General features: G+C 34.1%; 15 protein-coding genes and 2 tRNA genes. 8 read left to right on the forward strand and 9 right to left on the reverse strand.

What is annotated here, in order from left to right; translation table 11 throughout:
* Positions 1-746 precede the first annotated feature (746 nt).
* From Q0845_RS27170 to Q0845_RS27185, 4 genes are all read right to left on the reverse strand, one after another.
* A complete protein-coding gene (locus Q0845_RS27170; protein ID WP_298521017.1) occupies positions 747-1,367 on the reverse strand; it encodes a LysE family transporter in 621 nt (206 codons plus the stop codon).
* 180 nt (positions 1,368-1,547) lie between these two features.
* On the reverse strand, positions 1,548-1,700 hold the full coding sequence (locus tag Q0845_RS27175) for a class I lanthipeptide (RefSeq protein WP_298521019.1): 153 nt from the start codon (positions 1,698-1,700) through the stop codon (positions 1,548-1,550).
* A 201-nt stretch (positions 1,701-1,901) separates the two neighbouring features.
* Complete coding sequence (locus Q0845_RS27180; RefSeq protein ID WP_298521020.1) at positions 1,902-4,556, reverse strand: AsmA family protein; 2,655 nt, start codon at positions 4,554-4,556, stop codon at positions 1,902-1,904.
* A gap of 229 nt (positions 4,557-4,785) precedes the next feature.
* Positions 4,786-5,514: a queuosine precursor transporter gene (locus tag Q0845_RS27185; protein ID WP_298521022.1), complete on the reverse strand. Its 729-nt coding sequence runs from the start codon at positions 5,512-5,514 to the stop codon at positions 4,786-4,788.
* A 145-nt stretch (positions 5,515-5,659) separates the two neighbouring features.
* Between Q0845_RS27185 and Q0845_RS27190 the strand changes: the two genes are divergently transcribed.
* The 4 genes from Q0845_RS27190 (at position 5,660) to Q0845_RS27205 (ending at position 7,139) form a co-directional block, all read left to right on the forward strand.
* Entirely contained in the window at positions 5,660-5,869 is a 210-nt protein-coding gene (locus Q0845_RS27190) for a hypothetical protein (protein ID WP_298521024.1), read from the forward strand.
* Positions 5,870-6,068: 199 nt separating this feature from the next.
* The gene (locus tag Q0845_RS27195; RefSeq protein WP_298521026.1) at positions 6,069-6,284 is read left to right on the forward strand and encodes a hypothetical protein; all 216 of its coding nucleotides are present in this window, start codon (positions 6,069-6,071) and stop codon (positions 6,282-6,284) included.
* A gap of 155 nt (positions 6,285-6,439) precedes the next feature.
* A complete protein-coding gene (locus tag Q0845_RS27200; RefSeq protein ID WP_298521028.1) occupies positions 6,440-6,622 on the forward strand; it encodes a hypothetical protein in 183 nt (60 codons plus the stop codon).
* Between the two features lie 334 nt (positions 6,623-6,956).
* Entirely contained in the window at positions 6,957-7,139 is a 183-nt protein-coding gene (locus Q0845_RS27205; protein WP_298521030.1) for a hypothetical protein, read from the forward strand.
* Positions 7,140-7,230: 91 nt separating this feature from the next.
* Here the strand turns inward: Q0845_RS27205 and sppA are convergent, their stop codons facing one another.
* Complete coding sequence (sppA, locus tag Q0845_RS27210) at positions 7,231-8,997, reverse strand: signal peptide peptidase SppA (RefSeq protein WP_298521032.1); 1,767 nt, start codon at positions 8,995-8,997, stop codon at positions 7,231-7,233.
* A gap of 228 nt (positions 8,998-9,225) precedes the next feature.
* Here sppA and folK point away from each other — a divergent pair, with 228 nt between their 5' ends.
* Positions 9,226-10,347 (forward strand): 2-amino-4-hydroxy-6-hydroxymethyldihydropteridine diphosphokinase, encoded by a 1,122-nt coding sequence (gene folK / locus Q0845_RS27215; protein ID WP_298521035.1) that lies wholly within the window; start codon positions 9,226-9,228, stop codon positions 10,345-10,347.
* 307 nt (positions 10,348-10,654) lie between these two features.
* Here folK and Q0845_RS27220 read toward each other — a convergent pair whose 3' ends face one another.
* Positions 10,655-11,185, reverse strand: coding sequence for an RNA methyltransferase (locus Q0845_RS27220; RefSeq protein ID WP_298521037.1), 531 nt, complete (start codon positions 11,183-11,185; stop codon positions 10,655-10,657).
* 245 nt (positions 11,186-11,430) lie between these two features.
* On the opposite strand from Q0845_RS27220, the gene mutS reads away from it, so the two are divergent.
* The 3 genes from mutS to Q0845_RS27235 all read left to right on the forward strand — a co-directional run bounded on the left by mutS (position 11,431) and on the right by Q0845_RS27235 (position 14,336).
* Positions 11,431-14,040: a DNA mismatch repair protein MutS gene (gene mutS, locus Q0845_RS27225; RefSeq protein ID WP_298521039.1), complete on the forward strand. Its 2,610-nt coding sequence runs from the start codon at positions 11,431-11,433 to the stop codon at positions 14,038-14,040.
* A 124-nt stretch (positions 14,041-14,164) separates the two neighbouring features.
* Positions 14,165-14,237, forward strand: a tRNA-Gly gene (locus tag Q0845_RS27230).
* A gap of 15 nt (positions 14,238-14,252) precedes the next feature.
* Positions 14,253-14,336, forward strand: a tRNA-Leu gene (locus Q0845_RS27235).
* A gap of 62 nt (positions 14,337-14,398) precedes the next feature.
* Here Q0845_RS27235 and Q0845_RS27240 read toward each other — a convergent pair.
* Genes Q0845_RS27240 through Q0845_RS27250 form a run of 3 tightly spaced genes read right to left on the reverse strand, consistent with a single transcriptional unit; the run spans position 14,399 to position 18,356 of the window.
* Positions 14,399-16,522, reverse strand: a complete 2,124-nt coding sequence (locus Q0845_RS27240; protein WP_298521041.1) for an FN3 associated domain-containing protein — start codon at positions 16,520-16,522, stop codon at positions 14,399-14,401.
* Positions 16,522-17,316 carry a hypothetical protein gene (locus Q0845_RS27245; RefSeq protein WP_298521042.1) on the reverse strand — a complete coding sequence of 265 codons (795 nt, stop codon included), beginning with the start codon at positions 17,314-17,316 and terminating at the stop codon, positions 16,522-16,524. The genes Q0845_RS27240 and Q0845_RS27245 overlap by 1 nt, the downstream gene beginning before the upstream one ends.
* Positions 17,313-18,356, reverse strand: a complete 1,044-nt coding sequence (locus Q0845_RS27250; RefSeq protein ID WP_298521044.1) for a 6-bladed beta-propeller — start codon at positions 18,354-18,356, stop codon at positions 17,313-17,315. Before Q0845_RS27250 ends, Q0845_RS27245 begins: the two co-directional genes overlap by 4 nt.

Consider the following 18,356-nt stretch of genomic DNA (forward strand, 5'->3'; position numbering starts at 1 on the left):
CAAATGCTGCGTTCTTGAAAGATATTTAATTCTGAGCTAGAAACGTCTGATCGAGTGAAATCTTGGAAGGATTTTGTGTTGAGAGCTGCTTTGCTTTTGAAGTATCTCACTACTCAATACTAGATTCTCACTACTTCTAAAAAGTTTGTCACGAATTCACGAATGATTTTTCGGTTACTTTTTTGTGTAAATAATTGTCACAAATGCTGCGTTCTTGAAAGATATTTAATTCTGAGCTAGAAACGTCTGATCGAGTGAAATCTTGGAAGGATTTTGTATCGAGAGCTGCTTTGCTTTTGAAGTGTCTTACTACTCAATACTAGATTCTCACTACTTTTAAAAAGTTTGTCACGAATTCACGAATGATTTTTCGGTTACTTTTTTGTGTAAATAATTGTCACAAATGTTGCGTTCTTAAAAGATATTTAATTCTGAACTAGAAATGTCTAATCGAGTGAAATCTTGGAAAGATTTTGTATCGAGAGCTGCTTTGCTTTTGAAGTGTCTCAATACTCAATACTAGATTCTGAATACTTCTAAAAAGTTTGTCACGAATTCACGAATGATTTTTCGGTTACTTTTTTTGTATAAATAATTGTCACAAATGCTGCGTTCTTAAAAGATATTTAATTCTGAAATAGAAACGTCTGATCGAGTGAAATCAAGTAAAAATTTTAGTAAAAACGCTAAAAGGCGAAGCCGATCTAAAGCGAAGCGTGTCTAACAATCTAAAAGCGTTAGCGTTTCTAACTAAACATATACTTCATCAACTGTACACAACCAATGACAAACAACAAAACACCAATGACACGATTGATCATCGAAGCAATATTTTGGACTCTGTTTTTGAGTAAAATACTAAATCGGCTGTAGCCATATAAGGTTAATAACTTTCCTAAATACACACCTGCAAAGAAGACAAATAAAATAGCAATCGAAGAATTCATGTTCAAATGAAAATTATTTTGATTGAGATACGAAATCATAAATAACCAATAGACTAATACAGGCGGATTTAGCAACCCAAGAAATAAACCTGTGACATATTTGGACATTTTAAACTTTTTCTTGCGAGTTTCCGATTGTTTTTTGAAGAATAAAAAGCCACCAATTATAAAGAGTAAAAGCGCAATTGTAATCTGAATCCATTGATTCATCTCAATAAAAGAAGAAACCATCACACTACAGTGCAAGGCGTAAAATGAAATAATGATTTCAGCAATTCCAGCAGCAACGGCAATTTTCATCGCATTGCGCGCATCAGCTTTTAACGTGGTATTGATAACAGAAATATTAACTGTTCCCAAAGGAAGCGCACCAACAAAGGTCACCAAAATTCCAATCGCGAAGTAAAGTAAAAATTCCATGAAGACTTAGTAGGAAGTTTTACACAATCATTACATTTTTTTGAATTTTAATGAAAAGTTGAATGTGATCTAGAAAGGTGAAATGCTTATTTTATATGAAAAACCGAATCAATAATGAATTATATTCAACACATGACTCGGTTTTATGATTTTTAATCTTTAGAAAGTTTTAGATACTTCCTAATTGCATGGATCACATCTGTGTTCTTCAGCACTTGCAGAACAAAAAAGTGTAACAAAAGTTCCTCCTTTTAAATTGTTTGCATTTTCGTGTGAAAGATTAGAAATAGACTTTTTGTTGAATTTCAATACGTTGAGATTTTGTTTTTTCATGGTATAATATTTTGGTTAAAATGTAATGAAAAGTATAAAATCAAATGCTAAATTGTTTACGGGAATACCGTAATTAACATTAAAAAGTAATTTTCTTTTTGAAGGTGAAAAAAAACAGACTCCTGTATCGTAAATTCCTCGAAGTGACGTTTAGTTAGACGCTAATTGGCAAAAGGATGAACCAATAAATCCACAAAAAAATCAATTCACAGAATCCTTCTTCTTCTCCGTTTCTTTCTTCTTTTTACGTTTATTAAAAAGATCACTGAATCCATTATCAAGTACACTTTTTACGTCTTTAATAGTTGAATTTGGAGTGGTAACCGTAGAATCTTTTTTCTTACCGTTTCCTAAAATTCCATCCAAAAGTTCATCCACTTTGTCATTTCCTGTTCTAATATTTCCAAGAGCTTCTTGTGCTTTAATTTTTGCAAGTTTTACAGCCAAATCTTTGGTGGCGTTTGCTAAATCGGTTGTGAAATTTGGACTCGTAAAGTTTCCAGTAATTTTTCCAGAAACAGGAATGGTAATGTTTTTAGCGTCTTCCGATTTTATTTGCGAAAGTAGGTTGGTGACTTCTGAACCTAAATATTTTGCAGGAATTTGAAACGTTGCGTTATAATCTAAGGTTTGGTCAAATCCATGACTTCCATCCACCGTAATTTCGATGTCTTTATAGTTGAATGAAAATGGTTTTACACTTACTTTTCCGTCATCAAAAGATAACTTCGCTTTGATGTCCTCAATGTCAATTTTATTAAGATCAATAAAAGTAAGTTTGTCATTAATAGTATTGAAAAAATCAATATTAGTAGACTTTAATGTTGTAGTGATTAATTCTGCAAAAGCATTTCCTGAAATTGTAGTGAATTTAGGTGTGTAACTTTCGTTTAAATCACCTTTCAGCGAAATATTGGTGTTTAATTTTCCGTCCAACGCTTTTGCAATCGGCGCAATGGTTTGCAATAATTCTAAACCGTTAAATGATTTTGATAAATCGAATGAATTCATGCCTAAATCCATAGCGAAATTTGGCGTATCTTTCTTTGTAGAAACCAATCCGCTCATCGTGATTTTTCCGTCAAAAACATCCGAAGTTACATTGTCTAAAATCGCTTCTCCATCGACGAGAGCTAAGTTTCCTTTTACATTATTTAATTGAATATTATCGTAAAATACCTTTTTAGAATTCACATTAATACTACAATCTAAAAACGCTGGAATTTTTAAAGCTTCTCCTTGCGCGACTTCTGTATTTTGATTTTCGCTTCCTTCCTCGCTAGCAACCATAAAATCACTTACGTAAAAAGCATTTGAATTTACATTAAAATCTCCTTTGAGTTTTCCTTCATTAAATAAAAATCCAAGTAAATTTTCAATCTTTCCTGTCGCATTAAAATCACTTTTTCCACTTTTTGCGTCGAATTTTTTCAATGAAATTCTTCCCGGAACAAAATCAATCATTGCTTCTGAAATAGCTAATGGATTCACGACATCTTTCGAAGAAAACAAAAAGTCAGAAACCTTTACATTTCCAGTGTTTTTGATGCGTTCATATTGTTCTTTTTCAATAGTATTCATGTCAAAATTTGTCGTCAAATTTGCATCTACAATTCCGCTCAACTCTTTGTTAAGTTCTATTGGATATGCTTTGGAAATATTGCTTAAATCGAGCTTTCCTTTAATTGTTGCATTTACTTTCGGGTTTGTCGTCAACTGCGAAAGAGTTCCGTTGCCACGAAATGTATCTTGATCAATTTTAAACGCCAGATTGTTAATGTTGAGATAGGTATCTTCAGTTTTTCCTGTTGTATTTTTTAATTGTGCATCAATGTTGATATTTTGTACGCTTTTTGGTAGATCGGGATATTTGAAAGATGCATTGTTTGAAACGACTTGAATGTTAATTTTCGGAATGTGTTGATCATCTACAATTCCTTTGATTTCTCCTGAAACTTCAAAATTCCCAGTTGTTTTTACGTCTGAAATGTTCTTCGCATAGGCTTCTGGAATAACAGCTAAAAAGTTTTTAAAATCTGAAGAAGGTGTTTGCAATTCCAAATCGATTTCCTGTGAATCTGGATTGATTTGTACAAAACCATCAAACTTCAATGGCAACTGATTGATTAAGGCTTCATTTTCCAAAAACGTATATTTTCCGTTGACCAAATCCATGCCAATCACAGCATCCAATGCAATTTGTTGTTTGTTGATATAATGCATATCCTCTAGTGCAAACGAAACAAGTGCATTGGTCGTAGTTTCTAATTCGGAAGTTTCCAGTGAAAAATCGCCAAAACCTTCATGTTGTAAATTTTCAACTGTTAGATAGGTTTTGCTTTTTGAGTCATGATACTTGATGTCTGTATCTAAAATATGATAGTTGTCTATTTTAAGTTTAAAATCAGATGTTTCCTCAGATGCTTCTGTCGTTTCTGGAGTTTCACTGGGTTTTGCAATATCATAATTGGCGTTTCCTCCTTCATCGACTTCAATATTGATCTTTCCATGATCAATCGTAAAACTATAAATCTGTATTGCTTCATTCTTTCCTTTAAAAAGCTCGCCAATACCTGTGGTTACAGAAACTTCTTTTCCGTAAAAAAGCGTGTCATTTTCAAAAGGTGCATTATTAATGACTTCTACGTCTGTAAGAATGATGGAAGCTTTCGGGAAATTGCGCCAAAAACTGATATCTGCATCGGCAAAATCAACACGAGCATTTACACTTTCATTGATACTTTCTTTCACCATAGCAATAATTTTATCCTTAAAGATATAAGGTGTGGCTATCAAAGCTATGATGAGAATTAAAAGTGTAATTCCTGTTCTTTTTAGTATTTTTTTTACTTTCATCAGTTGATGTTTTATTGTTTTTTGATCAGATGGAATTACTCATAAAATTGATATTTTACATGAATGAATTCGTGAATCTGTGATGTTGCCAAGAATCACTTCAAGAACCATCAAACTAGTCGTTGTGGTTCATTTCATGAGTTTGGTTTTTTACTACTTCTAATAACGTGAAATATGAATAGTTCACTGTTAAGAAGTTGATAAATTTTCAGAATAATTTCAGATAGACTTATTTTGCTATTTCTTCAGTATAACTATCTAAGTCAATCTCTTCTCCAATTTTCAAGCCAAAACGCTTTCTAAATGCATAAACTATTAAATACAAGAAAGGAGTATCTAGAAAAGCTACTAAAACTTTAAAGATAAAACCAGCAGCAATTAAGCCAAAATAGCGATCCCATTCAATAACTCCAAAAGAGCAGAGTAGTGTAATAACGGAGAATGTATCTACAAACTGAGAAGCAAACGTAGAAAAGTTATTTCGCAACCATAAATGTTTTCCTTTGGTGAGTTTTTTCCAAAAATGATACAAGTGAATATCTATAAACTGCGCAAACAAATAAGCAAGCATGGATGCTAATACTGCTAAATTTGTATTTCCAAAAACTCCAACAAATGTTCCATCGTTTACTGGAGACCATGTGGTTGCAGGGACATGTTTAGAAATCAAAATAATTCCCAAGGAAAAAAATGATGCAAAAATTCCTGCAATGACCACCTGATTGGCTTTCTTTTTTCCATAAATCTCAGAAATGGCATCCGTAATTAAAAAGGTGAGCGGATATGGTAATAAGCCCACAGAAAGTTCAAAGAGGTTTTCCCCAAATACTTGAATGTCTACTGGATACCAATAGAAAAACTTTTGAAAAATTAAGTTTGAAACAACTAACGAAGTGATGAATAGTGCTGCAAGATATAGGTAAATTTTGCCAGCTAGTTTTTTGTCGGCTACTGTCATACTGTAAAGATACTAAAGTTTCTTTTTAATACTAAAAGATGATTTGATGAAGAAACTATTTTCAAATTTATAAATCTGAATATGCTTTTGTTTTATAACGTGTTGCATTGTAGTACTTTAGTTGTGAATCAAAAACGAATAGATTATGAAAAAGCGAAAATTAGACAAGTTGTCGTTAAACAAGAATTCAATTTCTGATTTAAATAAAGGAATTGTCAATGGAGGAGTATTTTCTATAGGATGCTCCGACGGTTGTACGCCTTTCCAAACGGCTTTTAATTGTACAAATGGTAATTGTACAGGCGATTGTGGTAATGGAAGTGGTCATATGGGCTGTCCATTTGACGATATTTAGTGTTTAAAGTTTTAATGTAAAGGCTGTTTAAAATTTCTAGTATTAGAAACTTTTAAGCAGCTTTTTTTAGTAAATTATTTTATACTCGAAATATATGAATTTCGACTCGTGATTTATAAATAGTTGACTATGAGTGTTTTGATGTGATTTTCGACCTACCTAACTTAGTAGAAGTATTAATCACATAAATATCACAATTATGAAAAAAAAGAATTTAAAAAGTTTAGGATTAAACAAAAGTAGAGTGTCTAGTTTAATAGACTTACAATTAAAAGGTGGTGACACATCTTCTACATTTGGACGCCTTTCTTACAGAGGATGGACATGTCCTTACGATGCATCTGATGCATGTGGAGGCGGAACTGAGACATGTGGATTGACTTGTAACGGAGGTTCAGAATGTCATTGTCTGTAATGTAGTTTCTTACCAAAAATTAATAAGCCTTTCCGTTTTTCGGAAAGGTTTTTTTACGGTTTTACCTTACTTTTATTTGTGTTAAATGGTTTATTTTTAGGTAATTAACTTAAAATTATTAAATCATGAAAAAAAGAAATGTAACAAAATTAACATTGAAAAGAAATGTAGTTTCTAAGCTTGATGCTATAAATATCCATGGAGGAGGAAGTATGGCTTGCTCTGCAGGAGAATCATGCACAGGTCAGCAAACTTGTGGAAACTGTACCGTTGGTGGCAGTGGGACATTAGCAGAATGCGAAAAGAATACAGTATGGGGAATGTGCCCTAGACAATAATACAACAAACAAGCTCTTAAAATTGTTTTAAGAGCTTGTGTTTAAGTTAAATGTATGGTAAAAATAATTTCAGACACTCCATTTGTATAAGCTTCCTTATTTTCTTCGCTAAGCTATCATTTTTATCACCCAATTTTTTTCGTATATCGCTTCTTTGATTTTTAAATTTATCGATTCCCGATCCTTCAATACTCTACTTTTGATTTAACTTTTCATTATGAATCGTTATTTATAAATGACGACTCGTGATTTATAAATGATTGATTATAAGTTTTTTGAAGTGGTTTTTTTGAATGGTAAATTTGTTCAAGTATTAATTCAAAAAAATAGTATTATGAAAAGAAAAAGTTTAAAAACATTGAAATTAAACAAGAGTAAGGTTTCTAATTTAATTGATGCTCAGTTAAGAGGAGGAATAAGTGGAAGCACAGAACTTACAGCTTTGGCATGTACATTACGATGTGGAGGAAATACGGGGCCAAAACCTTCAGGGAATCCAGATTGTGAGAAAAAATAAGCTTTAGAAAATTTAATTTCTAATGTATTAAAAAGTAAAAGCCTTTCCATTTTCCAGGAAAGGCTTTTATTGTGATTAATAACTAACAAAATTATTTAATCTCAATTTCGTAGGGTAATAATAATTGCGGACCTTCCATTTGAGTGAGTTTCTTCATTCTTTGAAGCAATTGATAATTTTTATCACCCAATTCTTCTTGTAATATTTTTTCTTTGGTTTGAATATATCCGCCTGTATATTGATTCAAAATACTTTGTAAATCTTTTTCATATACTGGCAGCTCCAAAATGTCATATGAAGAAATATTTGCTTCCGTTGCTGCTGCTTGTAGTGCCATGTCTAATCCGCCAATTTCATCTACCAATCCTATGCCAACTGCATCATTTCCTGTCCAAACACGTCCTTGTGCAATTTCATCTACAGCGGCTTGTGTCATGCCACGTCCATCTGCTACACGTTGTGTAAATAAATCGTAAATATCTTCAATACCTTCTTTAATTAAAGCACGTTGTTCATCTGTCATCGGTTCAAAAACGCTGTATTGTACAGAATTCTTATTCGTTCCAACTTGCTCAGCATTGATGCCTAAATCTTCTGCCAATTGGTGCATGTTTGGAATCGTGCCAAAAACACCAATACTTCCTGTAATGGTATTAGGTTCTGCAAAAATTCTATCTGCATTACATGCAATATAATAACCGCCAGAAGCTGCTAAATTCCCCATAGAAACAATGACAGGTTTTACTTTTTTTGTCAATTCAATTTCTCTCCAAATCAATTCACTTGCCAAAGCACTTCCTCCAGGAGAATCAATACGCAATACAATCGCTTTTACACTATCATCTTCTCGGGCTTCTTTTAGTGCTTCATTCATAACACCTTGCCCAATCATAGCTTCATCACCGTCTCCATATATGATTTGACCTTGCGCATAAATCACCGCGATTCTTTCAGTAGAACTATCTGTAGTATATCGTTCGCCTACATGTCTGGCATATTCATAAATATTAATTCGATTGATCAATGTATTTTCTCCCATAGCAAGTTGAATTCCATCTTCGTACTCATCTTCATAAGCTATCTTGTCAATTAACTTAGCTTCCAAAGCAAGTTTTGCTGTACGTCCTGCCAATTCATCGGCTAACAGATTTAATTGATCTGTTGAAATTTTTCTACTAGCACTAATTTCTTTGCGCATTTCATCCCAAATTGATCGTAAAAACACAGAAATTTGCTCACGATTGGCGTCACTCATTTCTTGACTAATATAGCCTTCTACAGCACTTTTATACTTTCCATGACGAATCACTTCCATTTTTACGCCATACTTTTCTTGAAAATCTTTATAATACATACGTTCCATTGCCAGACCTTTAAAATCTATGAGTCCAGCAGGATTTAAATAAATGGTATCTGCAACAGAATTTAGGTAATAATCTTTTTGTGAATAGAAATCTCCGTATGAAACTATAAACTTGCCAGATTCTTTAAAAGATAATAAGGCATCACGCAAAGCTTTGGTTTGTGCCATTCCAGCGCTAATCGAATTATTTTTGATAGAAATTCCTTTGATTTTTGGATCGTCTATCGCATGATTAATCGCATCAATAATATTAAACAATCCGTCATATTCTGGTGTGTTTGGGAAAAAAGGAACGCTGCTGTAATCAAATCGACCTGCGTAATCATCAATTGGTTGATACAAATCCAATTCTAACACTGTATTTTTCTTTACAACGACAAGGTTGTCAGCTGAATTTGCATTGATGAAAATCACCAAAAACAAGATTAAAAAACAAAGGGCAACAAAGATGGTCATTCCCACAATAGTGGAAAGTACTCGTTTAAAAAAATTCATAGCGTATGAGTTAAATGCTTTTTTGCAAAAATATCTATTAATTAACTAATTAGAAAGTAAGTGTAGTTTTCTCTGTAAAAGTTACATTTTTTGTGAAATTAAATCGAACTATTTTCTACAATCAAAATAAAAACACACTTTCGGTATTTTCACAATTCAATCTGTATATTTTGACTATCTTTGGCGCGGCTATTTTGGCTCTACAAACGTATTTAATTGCATCCAAACTTGTTACATACTACATACATCTCTATTGGAAGTAATGTTGGCGACAAACGCGCACACTTACAAAACGCAATTCAGAAACTTTCTGTCAAAGTTGGGCATGTCGTAAAAATTTCGCCAATATATAAAACGCCTTCATGGGGTTATGATGGCAATGACTTTTATAATGCGTGTTTGTGTGTTAAAACAGTATTGTCTCCTGCTGAAATGATGGCAGAGATCATAGAAATTGAAGTCTCTCTAGGTCGTATTCGAAGTCGTAAAAAAGGCTATCAAAATCGTAGTATTGATATTGATATTATTTTTTATGAAGATATAGAGATGCGATCAGATTTGTTGGTATTGCCACATCCATTGGCACACGAACGAAAATTTGTCATGCAACCGTTGTGTGATATTGCACCAAGTAAAATTCATCCAACTTACAAAAAGACGGTTTCGCAATTGAATGATGGAGTTCCTGCGCAAGGTATTGAAGTAAGCGAAGAAACTTTAGAATCACCAAATACGAATAAGAACTTTTCTCGATTTAATTATATTGCCATAGAAGGGAATATTGGAGCGGGAAAAACTTCGTTAGCAACTAAAATTGCGCAAGATTTTAATGGAAAACTGATTTTAGAACGTTTTGCAGACAATCCGTTTTTGCCAAAATTTTATGAAGATAACAGTCGCTATGCGTTTCCGTTAGAAATGTCGTTTTTGGCAGATCGCTATCAGCAAATTTCAGACGATTTAGCACAATTGGATTTATTTAAAGATTTTATTGTATCTGATTATGATGTAGTGAAATCCTTGATCTTTGCAAAAGTCACTCTGCAAGAAGAGGAATATAAGTTGTACCGAAAGTTATTTGATATCATGTACAAAGAAATTCCAAAGCCAGATTTGTATGTATATCTCTATCAAAATACAGAACGTTTGCTGCGAAATATCAAAAAACGCGGACGTGATTATGAACAAAAAATTCCTTCTGAATACTTAGATAAAATCAACAACGGATATTTAGAATTCATCCGAACTCACAAAGACTTAAACGTAAAAATCATCGATGTTTCTGATTTAGATTTTGTAGCGAATGCAAACGATTATCAGAAAATTGTTTCGGAGATTAATGAAATGTAGACTACTTAGATTTTTAGATTGTTAGACGCGCTTGCTTTTAGACTTGTTCCCGCGTAGGCGGGAATCTTTTAGACCGCTTTCGCTGTTAGATACTAGATCGCTTCGCTACTAGATTTTAGACATGTTAGATATGTCATTGCGAGAAGCATAGCGACGTGGCAATCTGTTTCTTAAGTAACAGCTTACTTCAACAAGTTCAGTGCAAGTACTTCGCCATATTTCCTCGTAATGACGTATTGAATAATTCTAACAATCTAAAGCGATAGCGTGTCTAACAGGCAAAGCCGAATCTAAGTGCAAAGCAAGTCTAAAAACGAAGTTTTCTAAAAACATCCCAAAGCACAACACCAGCGCTCACAGAAATATTCAGCGAATGTTTGGTGCCAAATTGCGGAATTTCAATCACATAATCACTTGCAGAAACCACTTCTTGTTGCACGCCTTTTACTTCATTTCCAAAAACCAATGCATACGTATTGGATTTCTCAGGAGCAAACTCATGCAGCATCGTAGCATTCTCAGCTTGTTCAATAGAAGCTATTTTTACCTTGTTTCCTTGTAATTCTTTTACAAGCGCTAAAGTATCTTCACGATATTCCCAAGCCACGGATTCTGTAGAACCCAAAGCTGTTCTGTGAATGTCTTTATGTGGTGGTTTTGCGGTAATTCCACACAAATAAATCTTTTCAATCAAAAAAGCATCACTCGTTCTAAAAACGGAACCAATATTGTTTAAACTGCGAATATTATCAAGGATGACAATAATACTTGTTTTTTCTGACGATTTAAATTCGTCCACACTCAATCTGTTTAGTTCACTATTTTTGAGTTTTCTCATAGATACTTCGTAAGTTTTCCTTGAATTTATTTAAATTCGCAATGAACTCATTTGGACTTTTAGGATTTAAGTGAAAATTAGGAATTTTAAGTTCTGTTGAAGTATTTTTTTAGTTACATAGCAGCGCTACGGAACTCAAAAAATACAAAAGCAGGATTTAAAAGAACAATTTTTTAGCAAATATGAAAAGTTTAAATGAGTTCAATTTATGATTTCTGCAAAAATAACATTAAAAATAGCAAACATTGGCAAAAAGTAGCGCGAAAAAAGTAACTCCTTTAATGAAGCAATACAACAGCATCAAAAGTAAATATCCTGATGCCATGCTGTTATTTCGAGTCGGTGATTTTTATGAAACTTTTGGAGGAGATGCTGTAAAAGCGGCCAATATTTTAGGAATTGTATTAACGCATCGTAATAATGGTGGCGATAATGTTGAATTGGCAGGATTTCCACATCACTCCTTAAATACCTATTTGCCAAAGTTGGTCAAAGCTGGCGAACGTGTTGCTATTTGCGATCAGTTAGAAGATCCAAAACAGACAAAAAAGATTGTAAAACGTGGTGTGACAGAATTGGTAACGCCCGGAGTTGCTTTTAATGATGAAGTATTACAAGCAAAAACGAATAACTTTTTGTGTGCCATTCATTATGGGAAAAAACTCTTAGGAATTTCTTTTTTAGATGTCTCTACAGGAGAATTTATGACCACACAAGGTTCAGCAGAATATATTGATAAGCTCTTGCAAAACTTTAAACCGAGCGAAATTTTAATTCCGAAGCAGAAGAAACTAGCATTTGCAGATACTTTTGGAAGCAATCATCATATTTTTTACTTAGAAGATTGGGTTTTTAAGTCAGATTTTGCAGAAGAAAAACTCATCACACACTTTGATACAAGTTCGCTAAAAGGTTTTGGTGTAGAAGATTTAAAAGAAGGAATTATTGCTTCTGGAGCGGTTTTATATTACCTATCGGAAACACGACATAACAAATTACAACATATTACTTCTATTGCACGTATTGCGGAAGATGCGTATGTGTGGATGGATCGTTTTACGGTGCGAAATTTAGAACTATATGCTTCTACTGCATTCAATGCGATTACCTTGTTGGATGTGATTGACAAAACGATTTCTCCAATGGGCGGACGTTTGCTGAAACGTTGGTTGGCATTGCCGCTTAAAAATAGTCAGCAAATAAAACAGCGACATGAAGTGGTGAATTATCTGTTGAAAGAAGCAGATGAATTGGAGAAGATTCAGCATCATATCAAACAAATAAGTGATATTGAACGCTTAATTTCGAAAGTTGCTACAGGTAAAATCTCGCCAAGAGAAGTCATTCAACTTAAAAATTCATTAGAAGCCATTGTTCCCATCAAACAAATTACGAGTAACAGCTCTAACGAAGCTTTAAAAGTAATTGGTGATACAATTCATGAATGCGAGTTGCTTCGATCTAAAATTAAAGAGACTTTAAACGAAGAAGCGCCAGTCAATATTTTAAAAGGGAATGCCATTGCAAGTGGATATTCGGATAAATTAGATGAATTGCGCGGCATAGCATTTTCAGGAAAAGACTATTTGGATAAAATGCTGGAGCGCGAATGTGAAGCTACGGGAATTCCATCCTTAAAGATCGCTTCCAATAATGTATTTGGTTATTATATTGAAGTTCGAAATACGCACAAGACGAAAGTTCCGGAAGCGTGGACGCGAAAGCAAACCTTAGTGAATGCAGAGCGTTATATTACAGAAGAACTGAAAGAATACGAAACGAAGATTTTAGGTGCCGAAGAAAAAATTGCGCAAATAGAACAAGAATTATTTGCCGATTTAGTCATTTGGATCAATCAATATATCAAAGCTGTACAGCAAAATGCGAACATCATTGCAAAGTTAGATTGCCTGTGCGGATTTGCAACGTTAGCAAAAGCAAACAATTATATATATCCACAAATTGACGATTCGTTTGATTTAGATATTAAAAACGGGCGTCATCCTGTGATTGAAAAACAATTGCCTATTGGCGAAAGTTATATTGCCAACGATGTGTATTTGGATCGTGATGCACAACAAATCATCATGATTACAGGACCAAATATGAGTGGTAAGTCTGCCATATTACGTCAAACAGCCTTAATTGTACTATTGGCTCAGATGGGAAGTTTTGTGCCCGCAGATTCCGCGAGAATCGGTTTGGTAGATAAGATTTTTACCAGAGTAGGAGCGAGCGATAATATTTCCATGGGCGAATCGACTTTTATGGTAGAAATGAACGAAACAGCTTCTATTTTGAATAATATTTCGGAACGTAGTTTGGTGTTGTTGGATGAAATTGGTCGTGGAACAAGTACGTATGACGGAATTTCGATTGCGTGGGCAATTTCAGAATATTTGCATGAGCATCCATCGCGCGCAAAGACATTGTTTGCAACGCATTACCATGAGTTGAACGAAATGACCGAAATTTTTGATCGTATCAAGAATTATAATGTCTCTGTCAAAGAATTGAAAGATAACGTATTGTTCTTGCGTAAATTGGTCAAAGGAGGAAGCGAACACAGTTTCGGAATTCATGTAGCAAAAATGGCAGGAATGCCGCAGCAAGTCATTCACAAAGCCAATAAAATATTAAAACGTTTAGAAAAATCGCATTCCAGTGAAGAATTGGCGGATGATTTAAAAAGTGTGGAAAATGACATGCAATTGAGTTTTTTCAACATGGACGATCCGTTATTGGAAGAAATTAAGCAAGAAATTTTGATGACAGACATTGATACGCTCACACCTGTAGAGGCATTGATGAAGTTAAATGAAATAAAACGCATGTTGGTGCGTAAAAAAAAGTAGCTGATTACGAGAAGATTAAAAAATAATTTATTCTTTTTCTTGAAAACGTTTTGGTATTTAAAGAAATGTTTTAAATTTGCATCCGCAATACAGTAATAGTGTTGCACGTTCATTTAAATAAATTGCGAAAATAGCTCAGCTGGTAGAGCGTAACCTTGCCAAGGTTGAGGTCGCGGGTTCGAGCCCCGTTTTTCGCTCAATATAATATCCACGCTCGAGTGGTGGAATTGGTAGACACGTTGGACTTAAAATCCAATGGCCTTTGGGCCGTGCGGGTTCAAGTCCCGCCTCGAGTACTAAAGCCCTTCTTAATCTTTTTGATTTTGAAGGGTTTTTTTATGCGTTGATTTTTTTGATGTTACCAAACATAAATCTCATCCACAAAAATCCACGCAGGATTTCCTGCCGCAGGATGCCATTTAGGAAGTTTATCATGATTTTTGATCGCAATTTTGAAATAACGTGCTTCGGCTTCAGAAATATTTAAGGTAATTTTTTTCATTTCAGGTTCGCCACCTTCTCCAGTTCTAGACACATTAATTTCTCCAATTTTTTTGAAGTTTCCTTTTGTCTTGGAAGCGTATACGGTAAACTTTGTCGGATATAAAATCCAACTTCCAACATCTTCTAAGGCATTGAAAGAAATATTATGAATGGTTTTTACGGAGCCGATATCAATGGTGGTGTTTAAGTCATACCCAAAACAACCTGTCCATTCGCCATCTTTAAATGACAATGTTCCTTCTTTAAGGTCGAAGAGTTTTTTGGCGCTGGCATAATCAGGACTTGGTTTTTGTTGAACTGTGAAATTTGTGATTTTATTTGCCACTTTCGAGTATTCTCGTGTCAAAATTTCACTAGGCAACCAGCCTTTTTTAAACGTGGCGATTTTAAGTGTTTTTGAGTTTTCTAGAATAATCGGATTGGAAATTACTTTGGAAGTAGAATCAGGAGTTTCGCCATTTAAAGTATATCGTATATCCACATCTTTCAATCTGCTTTTAATGTTGAGGTGAATGGTATCGGTAAACAATGTGCCTGCTGGCGTAATTACAGGAGCTTCTAACTGACTTTTTTTGATAAAACCATCCACAATGCTATGCTGAATGTTTACGTTGAATTCCGCTTCTAAATTGGCTGCGGTTTGTGCATCAATATTGGTTTGCCAAGCGTAGATTTTTTTGGGTTGAATACTTTTAAGCAACTTTGCTAATCCATCGTTAGAAATCTGTGTATTATACAAATTAAGGACTTCTAAATTCTCAAGATTTTGTAAGTTTTGTAACGCTTTATCTGTGATTTCTGGACTGTTGATGCGGAGCATTTTTAGATTTTCCAATTCGCCAATCACTGTTATCATTTCGTCTGTAATATGCGAACTGTGAAAATCCAATTCTATGATTTGCTCACTGAGCAATGAAAGTTGTTCAATCTCTTCTTTGCTTGGTGTTTTGTTCAAATACTTTGCTGTCAATTCTGATTCACCCGGAACCATTTCTAAAATTCTAAAATGGGAACTTTTTACCGTTTCAATTACATTTCTAGAAGCTTTTGGAATTTCAATTTTATTAAACACTAAATACTTTTCTAAAAGTGTCGAAAGTGTATCGTTTTCTTTACTGTTGGTTACATAGTTTTCAAAATCCAATCCTTCGTCAATCCAATGTTTAAGCAGCCATATTTCATCTTTTGTCAATTGTGCTTTTCCTTCTGGCGGCATATGATCTTCGTGAGAAATTGGCAATAATAATTGTTTATACAATAAACTGGCTTCTGCATTTCCTGCCAAGAACACATTCCCCGATTCGCCACCTTTTAATATCGCTTCGGGAGACGTGAGTGACAACGCGCCTTTTTGCTTGTTCGTATTGTGACATTGCACACATTTTTGGTCAAATATTTTTGTGACTACATCATCGTAGATGCGTAAACTGTCTACCACTTCGATGGTGCGTTCTTCAGGTAAAGGTTTGATGTATTCCGTTAAGAAATTATCACCATGCGTTAATACACTTCCATAATGTCCTGCAACACTGATGCTCACAAGAGAAACCACGAACAAGATTAAAAAAGACGTTTTCGTGTTAAATGTAGGTTTCAAACTGTACCAAAACAATACGCTCGTTAATACAGCAGTAAGTATTCCTGTGTATAAATGCAAGTTGAGTGTAGCAGATTCGTATCCGCCTTCGAGCGATAAAAAATATCCTAAAAAGCAAGTTAATATGGCAAAAAAAGCAGTAAAACCTAAAATGTTTCTAACGGTGGCGACAGGATAGTTTTTTTGAATTCTTCCTAAAATATCAATGAAAAAAGCAACAATCAATGCGCCAATAGGTAAGTGTAATAAAAGCGGATGAAATCGTCCAAAAAATAGAATGATTCTTGGTGTTTCGGCAGTGTTGATTGCATACAAAGTGAGCAATCCGAAAATTGCAATTACGCCAAAAAACAAGTATTGTATGTAGTTGTGTTGTTTCATTAATTAAAAATCCATTCGTCCATAAATAGCCAAGCTTTCAAGCCTTTTCCAGCATGCCAATCGGGTAATTTTTGAACGTTTTTTACGTGTACGATTAAAGTGTTAATTTCTTTTTCTATTGGAATTTTTACGTCGTCTAGTTTGATAATTTCTTGCAAAGTCAAAGCTGGAATTTTCAAATTGATAGAATCTTTATCGTTAAAATACAATGTAATTTCTTCTGGTGGAAAAATCCACGATTTTGGATCGATTAAATAGCCAATTGTTAAACTTTTGATATAGGTTTTTTTCGGGAATGAAACCGTCGCTTTTGCAATAGTATCAAAACCTGTCCATTCCACATCTCTGAATTTTAAGGAAGCTTTTTTATTATTAATTAAGGTCGTTTCTCCTTGTCCTTTGTATGTGTCGCTTGCCTGAGTTTGCCAAGTTATTTTATCTGGAATAAATCCTTTTTTATACAATCTAATTTCAGTTGCCTCGCTCGGTTTCCAATCGGGATGATAACCTCTAAAATTGAAAGTTCCTGCTTCTTCAGCGATGACAGTTGTTTGTACTTTTGAAGATGATTCCATTCCCTTTTTTCCATCAACTTCATAGAATACAGATAAATTTTCCATGCGAATTTCAGGCTTCATCGTTACAAAAGAATCAATTATTGTACTCGAAACCGCAATTCTAGGTTTTGCCAATTGAATTTCTCCTTCTTGTACGTAGTTTGTGGTTTCTGTTTTCTTTTCAGTACAACTAAAAAAGATCAAACACGCAATTAAGATTCCCATAAAGTTTTTCATACACGTGTCAATTTTATAGGATAAGTTTTGCCTGAATTCCATTGTGCTACATACATGTTTTCGTCATCATCAATACAGACATCGTGCGGATGTTGAAATAATCGTACGGTTTGATACAACTCGCTTAATTCATTGTTTTGATAAGATGGAGATGTCGCGCCTGGACAGGAAACGACTTCGTTTTTTTCGTTCATAATTAAGATGAATCCAGAATCAGAATTCACTGCATTTTTAGATCGTAATACAGCAAAATAAATATCTTTTTTGTGAATTACAGGACGACAAATCAACGCGCCTGGCACATTGAACGATTCTATAAAATTACCTTTCAAGTCAAATCGTTTTAACACATTCAATTCACGCGCAGAAACCAATAACGATGGATTTTGTACATCACGATTGTCATAACAGATTCCGTGCGCGTTTAAAAATTGACCATCTTCCGTTCCGCGTCCGCCAAAAATGTTTTGCAATTCGCCTTTGTGATTGTAGTGTATAATATGTTGATTTCCGTAACCATCTGCAACGTAGATATCGCCATTTTCAGTAACGGCTGTTTCTGTAGGTTTGAATTCGCCTTTAGAATTGTATTTTCCTGTATCTGCAGGATAATCGATGGTAAACACTACTTTTCCATCGATAGTTGTTTTTATGATTTGATGACGTTCATAATCAGTAATTAATAAAAAATCTGCTCCGTTTTCTTTCACCAAAGTCAAACCGTGTGCGCCCGGATAATCTGTTCCCCAAGTTTCTAATAGCTTTCCAGACTTATCATAAATAATCACATTGTTTTTCGTGTGATTGGTCAACAAAACGATTCTACCTTTCGAATCTTGTGCCATTTCATGACAATCGTTTACAGGCGTTTTGGAAGGATTCAAATTTCCCCAAGAAAGATCTATTTTGTAGGTGTGTGAATTGTGTCCAACGATCACATCATTATTCGCGCCAAGCGAAAAAGCAGAACTCAAACTTGGAGTGACAAGCAATCCTGCAGTGACTAACGATGATTGTTTTAAAAATTTTCTCCGATCCAT

The organism is uncultured Kordia sp. (assembly GCF_947489565.1).
Taxonomy (GTDB): Bacteria; Bacteroidota; Bacteroidia; order Flavobacteriales; family Flavobacteriaceae; genus Kordia.

Excerpts from the sequence above, each read along its gene's own strand:
- sppA (WP_298521032.1), bottom strand. The coding sequence starts at position 8,997 with ATGAATTTTTTTAAACGAGTACTTTCCACTATTGTGGGAATGACCATC.
- Q0845_RS27240 (WP_298521041.1), bottom strand. The coding sequence starts at position 16,522 with ATGAAACAACACAACTACATACAATACTTGTTTTTTGGCGTAATTGCA.
- Q0845_RS27180 (WP_298521020.1), bottom strand. The coding sequence starts at position 4,556 with ATGAAAGTAAAAAAAATACTAAAAAGAACAGGAATTACACTTTTAATT.
- Q0845_RS27195 (WP_298521026.1), top strand. The coding sequence starts at position 6,069 with ATGAAAAAAAAGAATTTAAAAAGTTTAGGATTAAACAAAAGTAGAGTG.
- Q0845_RS27185 (WP_298521022.1), bottom strand. The coding sequence starts at position 5,514 with ATGACAGTAGCCGACAAAAAACTAGCTGGCAAAATTTACCTATATCTT.
- Q0845_RS27245 (WP_298521042.1), bottom strand. The coding sequence starts at position 17,316 with ATGAAAAACTTTATGGGAATCTTAATTGCGTGTTTGATCTTTTTTAGT.
- Q0845_RS27220 (WP_298521037.1), bottom strand. The coding sequence starts at position 11,185 with ATGAGAAAACTCAAAAATAGTGAACTAAACAGATTGAGTGTGGACGAA.
- Q0845_RS27190 (WP_298521024.1), top strand. The coding sequence starts at position 5,660 with ATGAAAAAGCGAAAATTAGACAAGTTGTCGTTAAACAAGAATTCAATT.
- Q0845_RS27175 (WP_298521019.1), bottom strand. The coding sequence starts at position 1,700 with ATGAAAAAACAAAATCTCAACGTATTGAAATTCAACAAAAAGTCTATT.
- Q0845_RS27170 (WP_298521017.1), bottom strand. The coding sequence starts at position 1,367 with ATGGAATTTTTACTTTACTTCGCGATTGGAATTTTGGTGACCTTTGTT.
- Q0845_RS27205 (WP_298521030.1), top strand. The coding sequence starts at position 6,957 with ATGAAAAGAAAAAGTTTAAAAACATTGAAATTAAACAAGAGTAAGGTT.
- Q0845_RS27250 (WP_298521044.1), bottom strand. The coding sequence starts at position 18,356 with ATGGATCGGAGAAAATTTTTAAAACAATCATCGTTAGTCACTGCAGGA.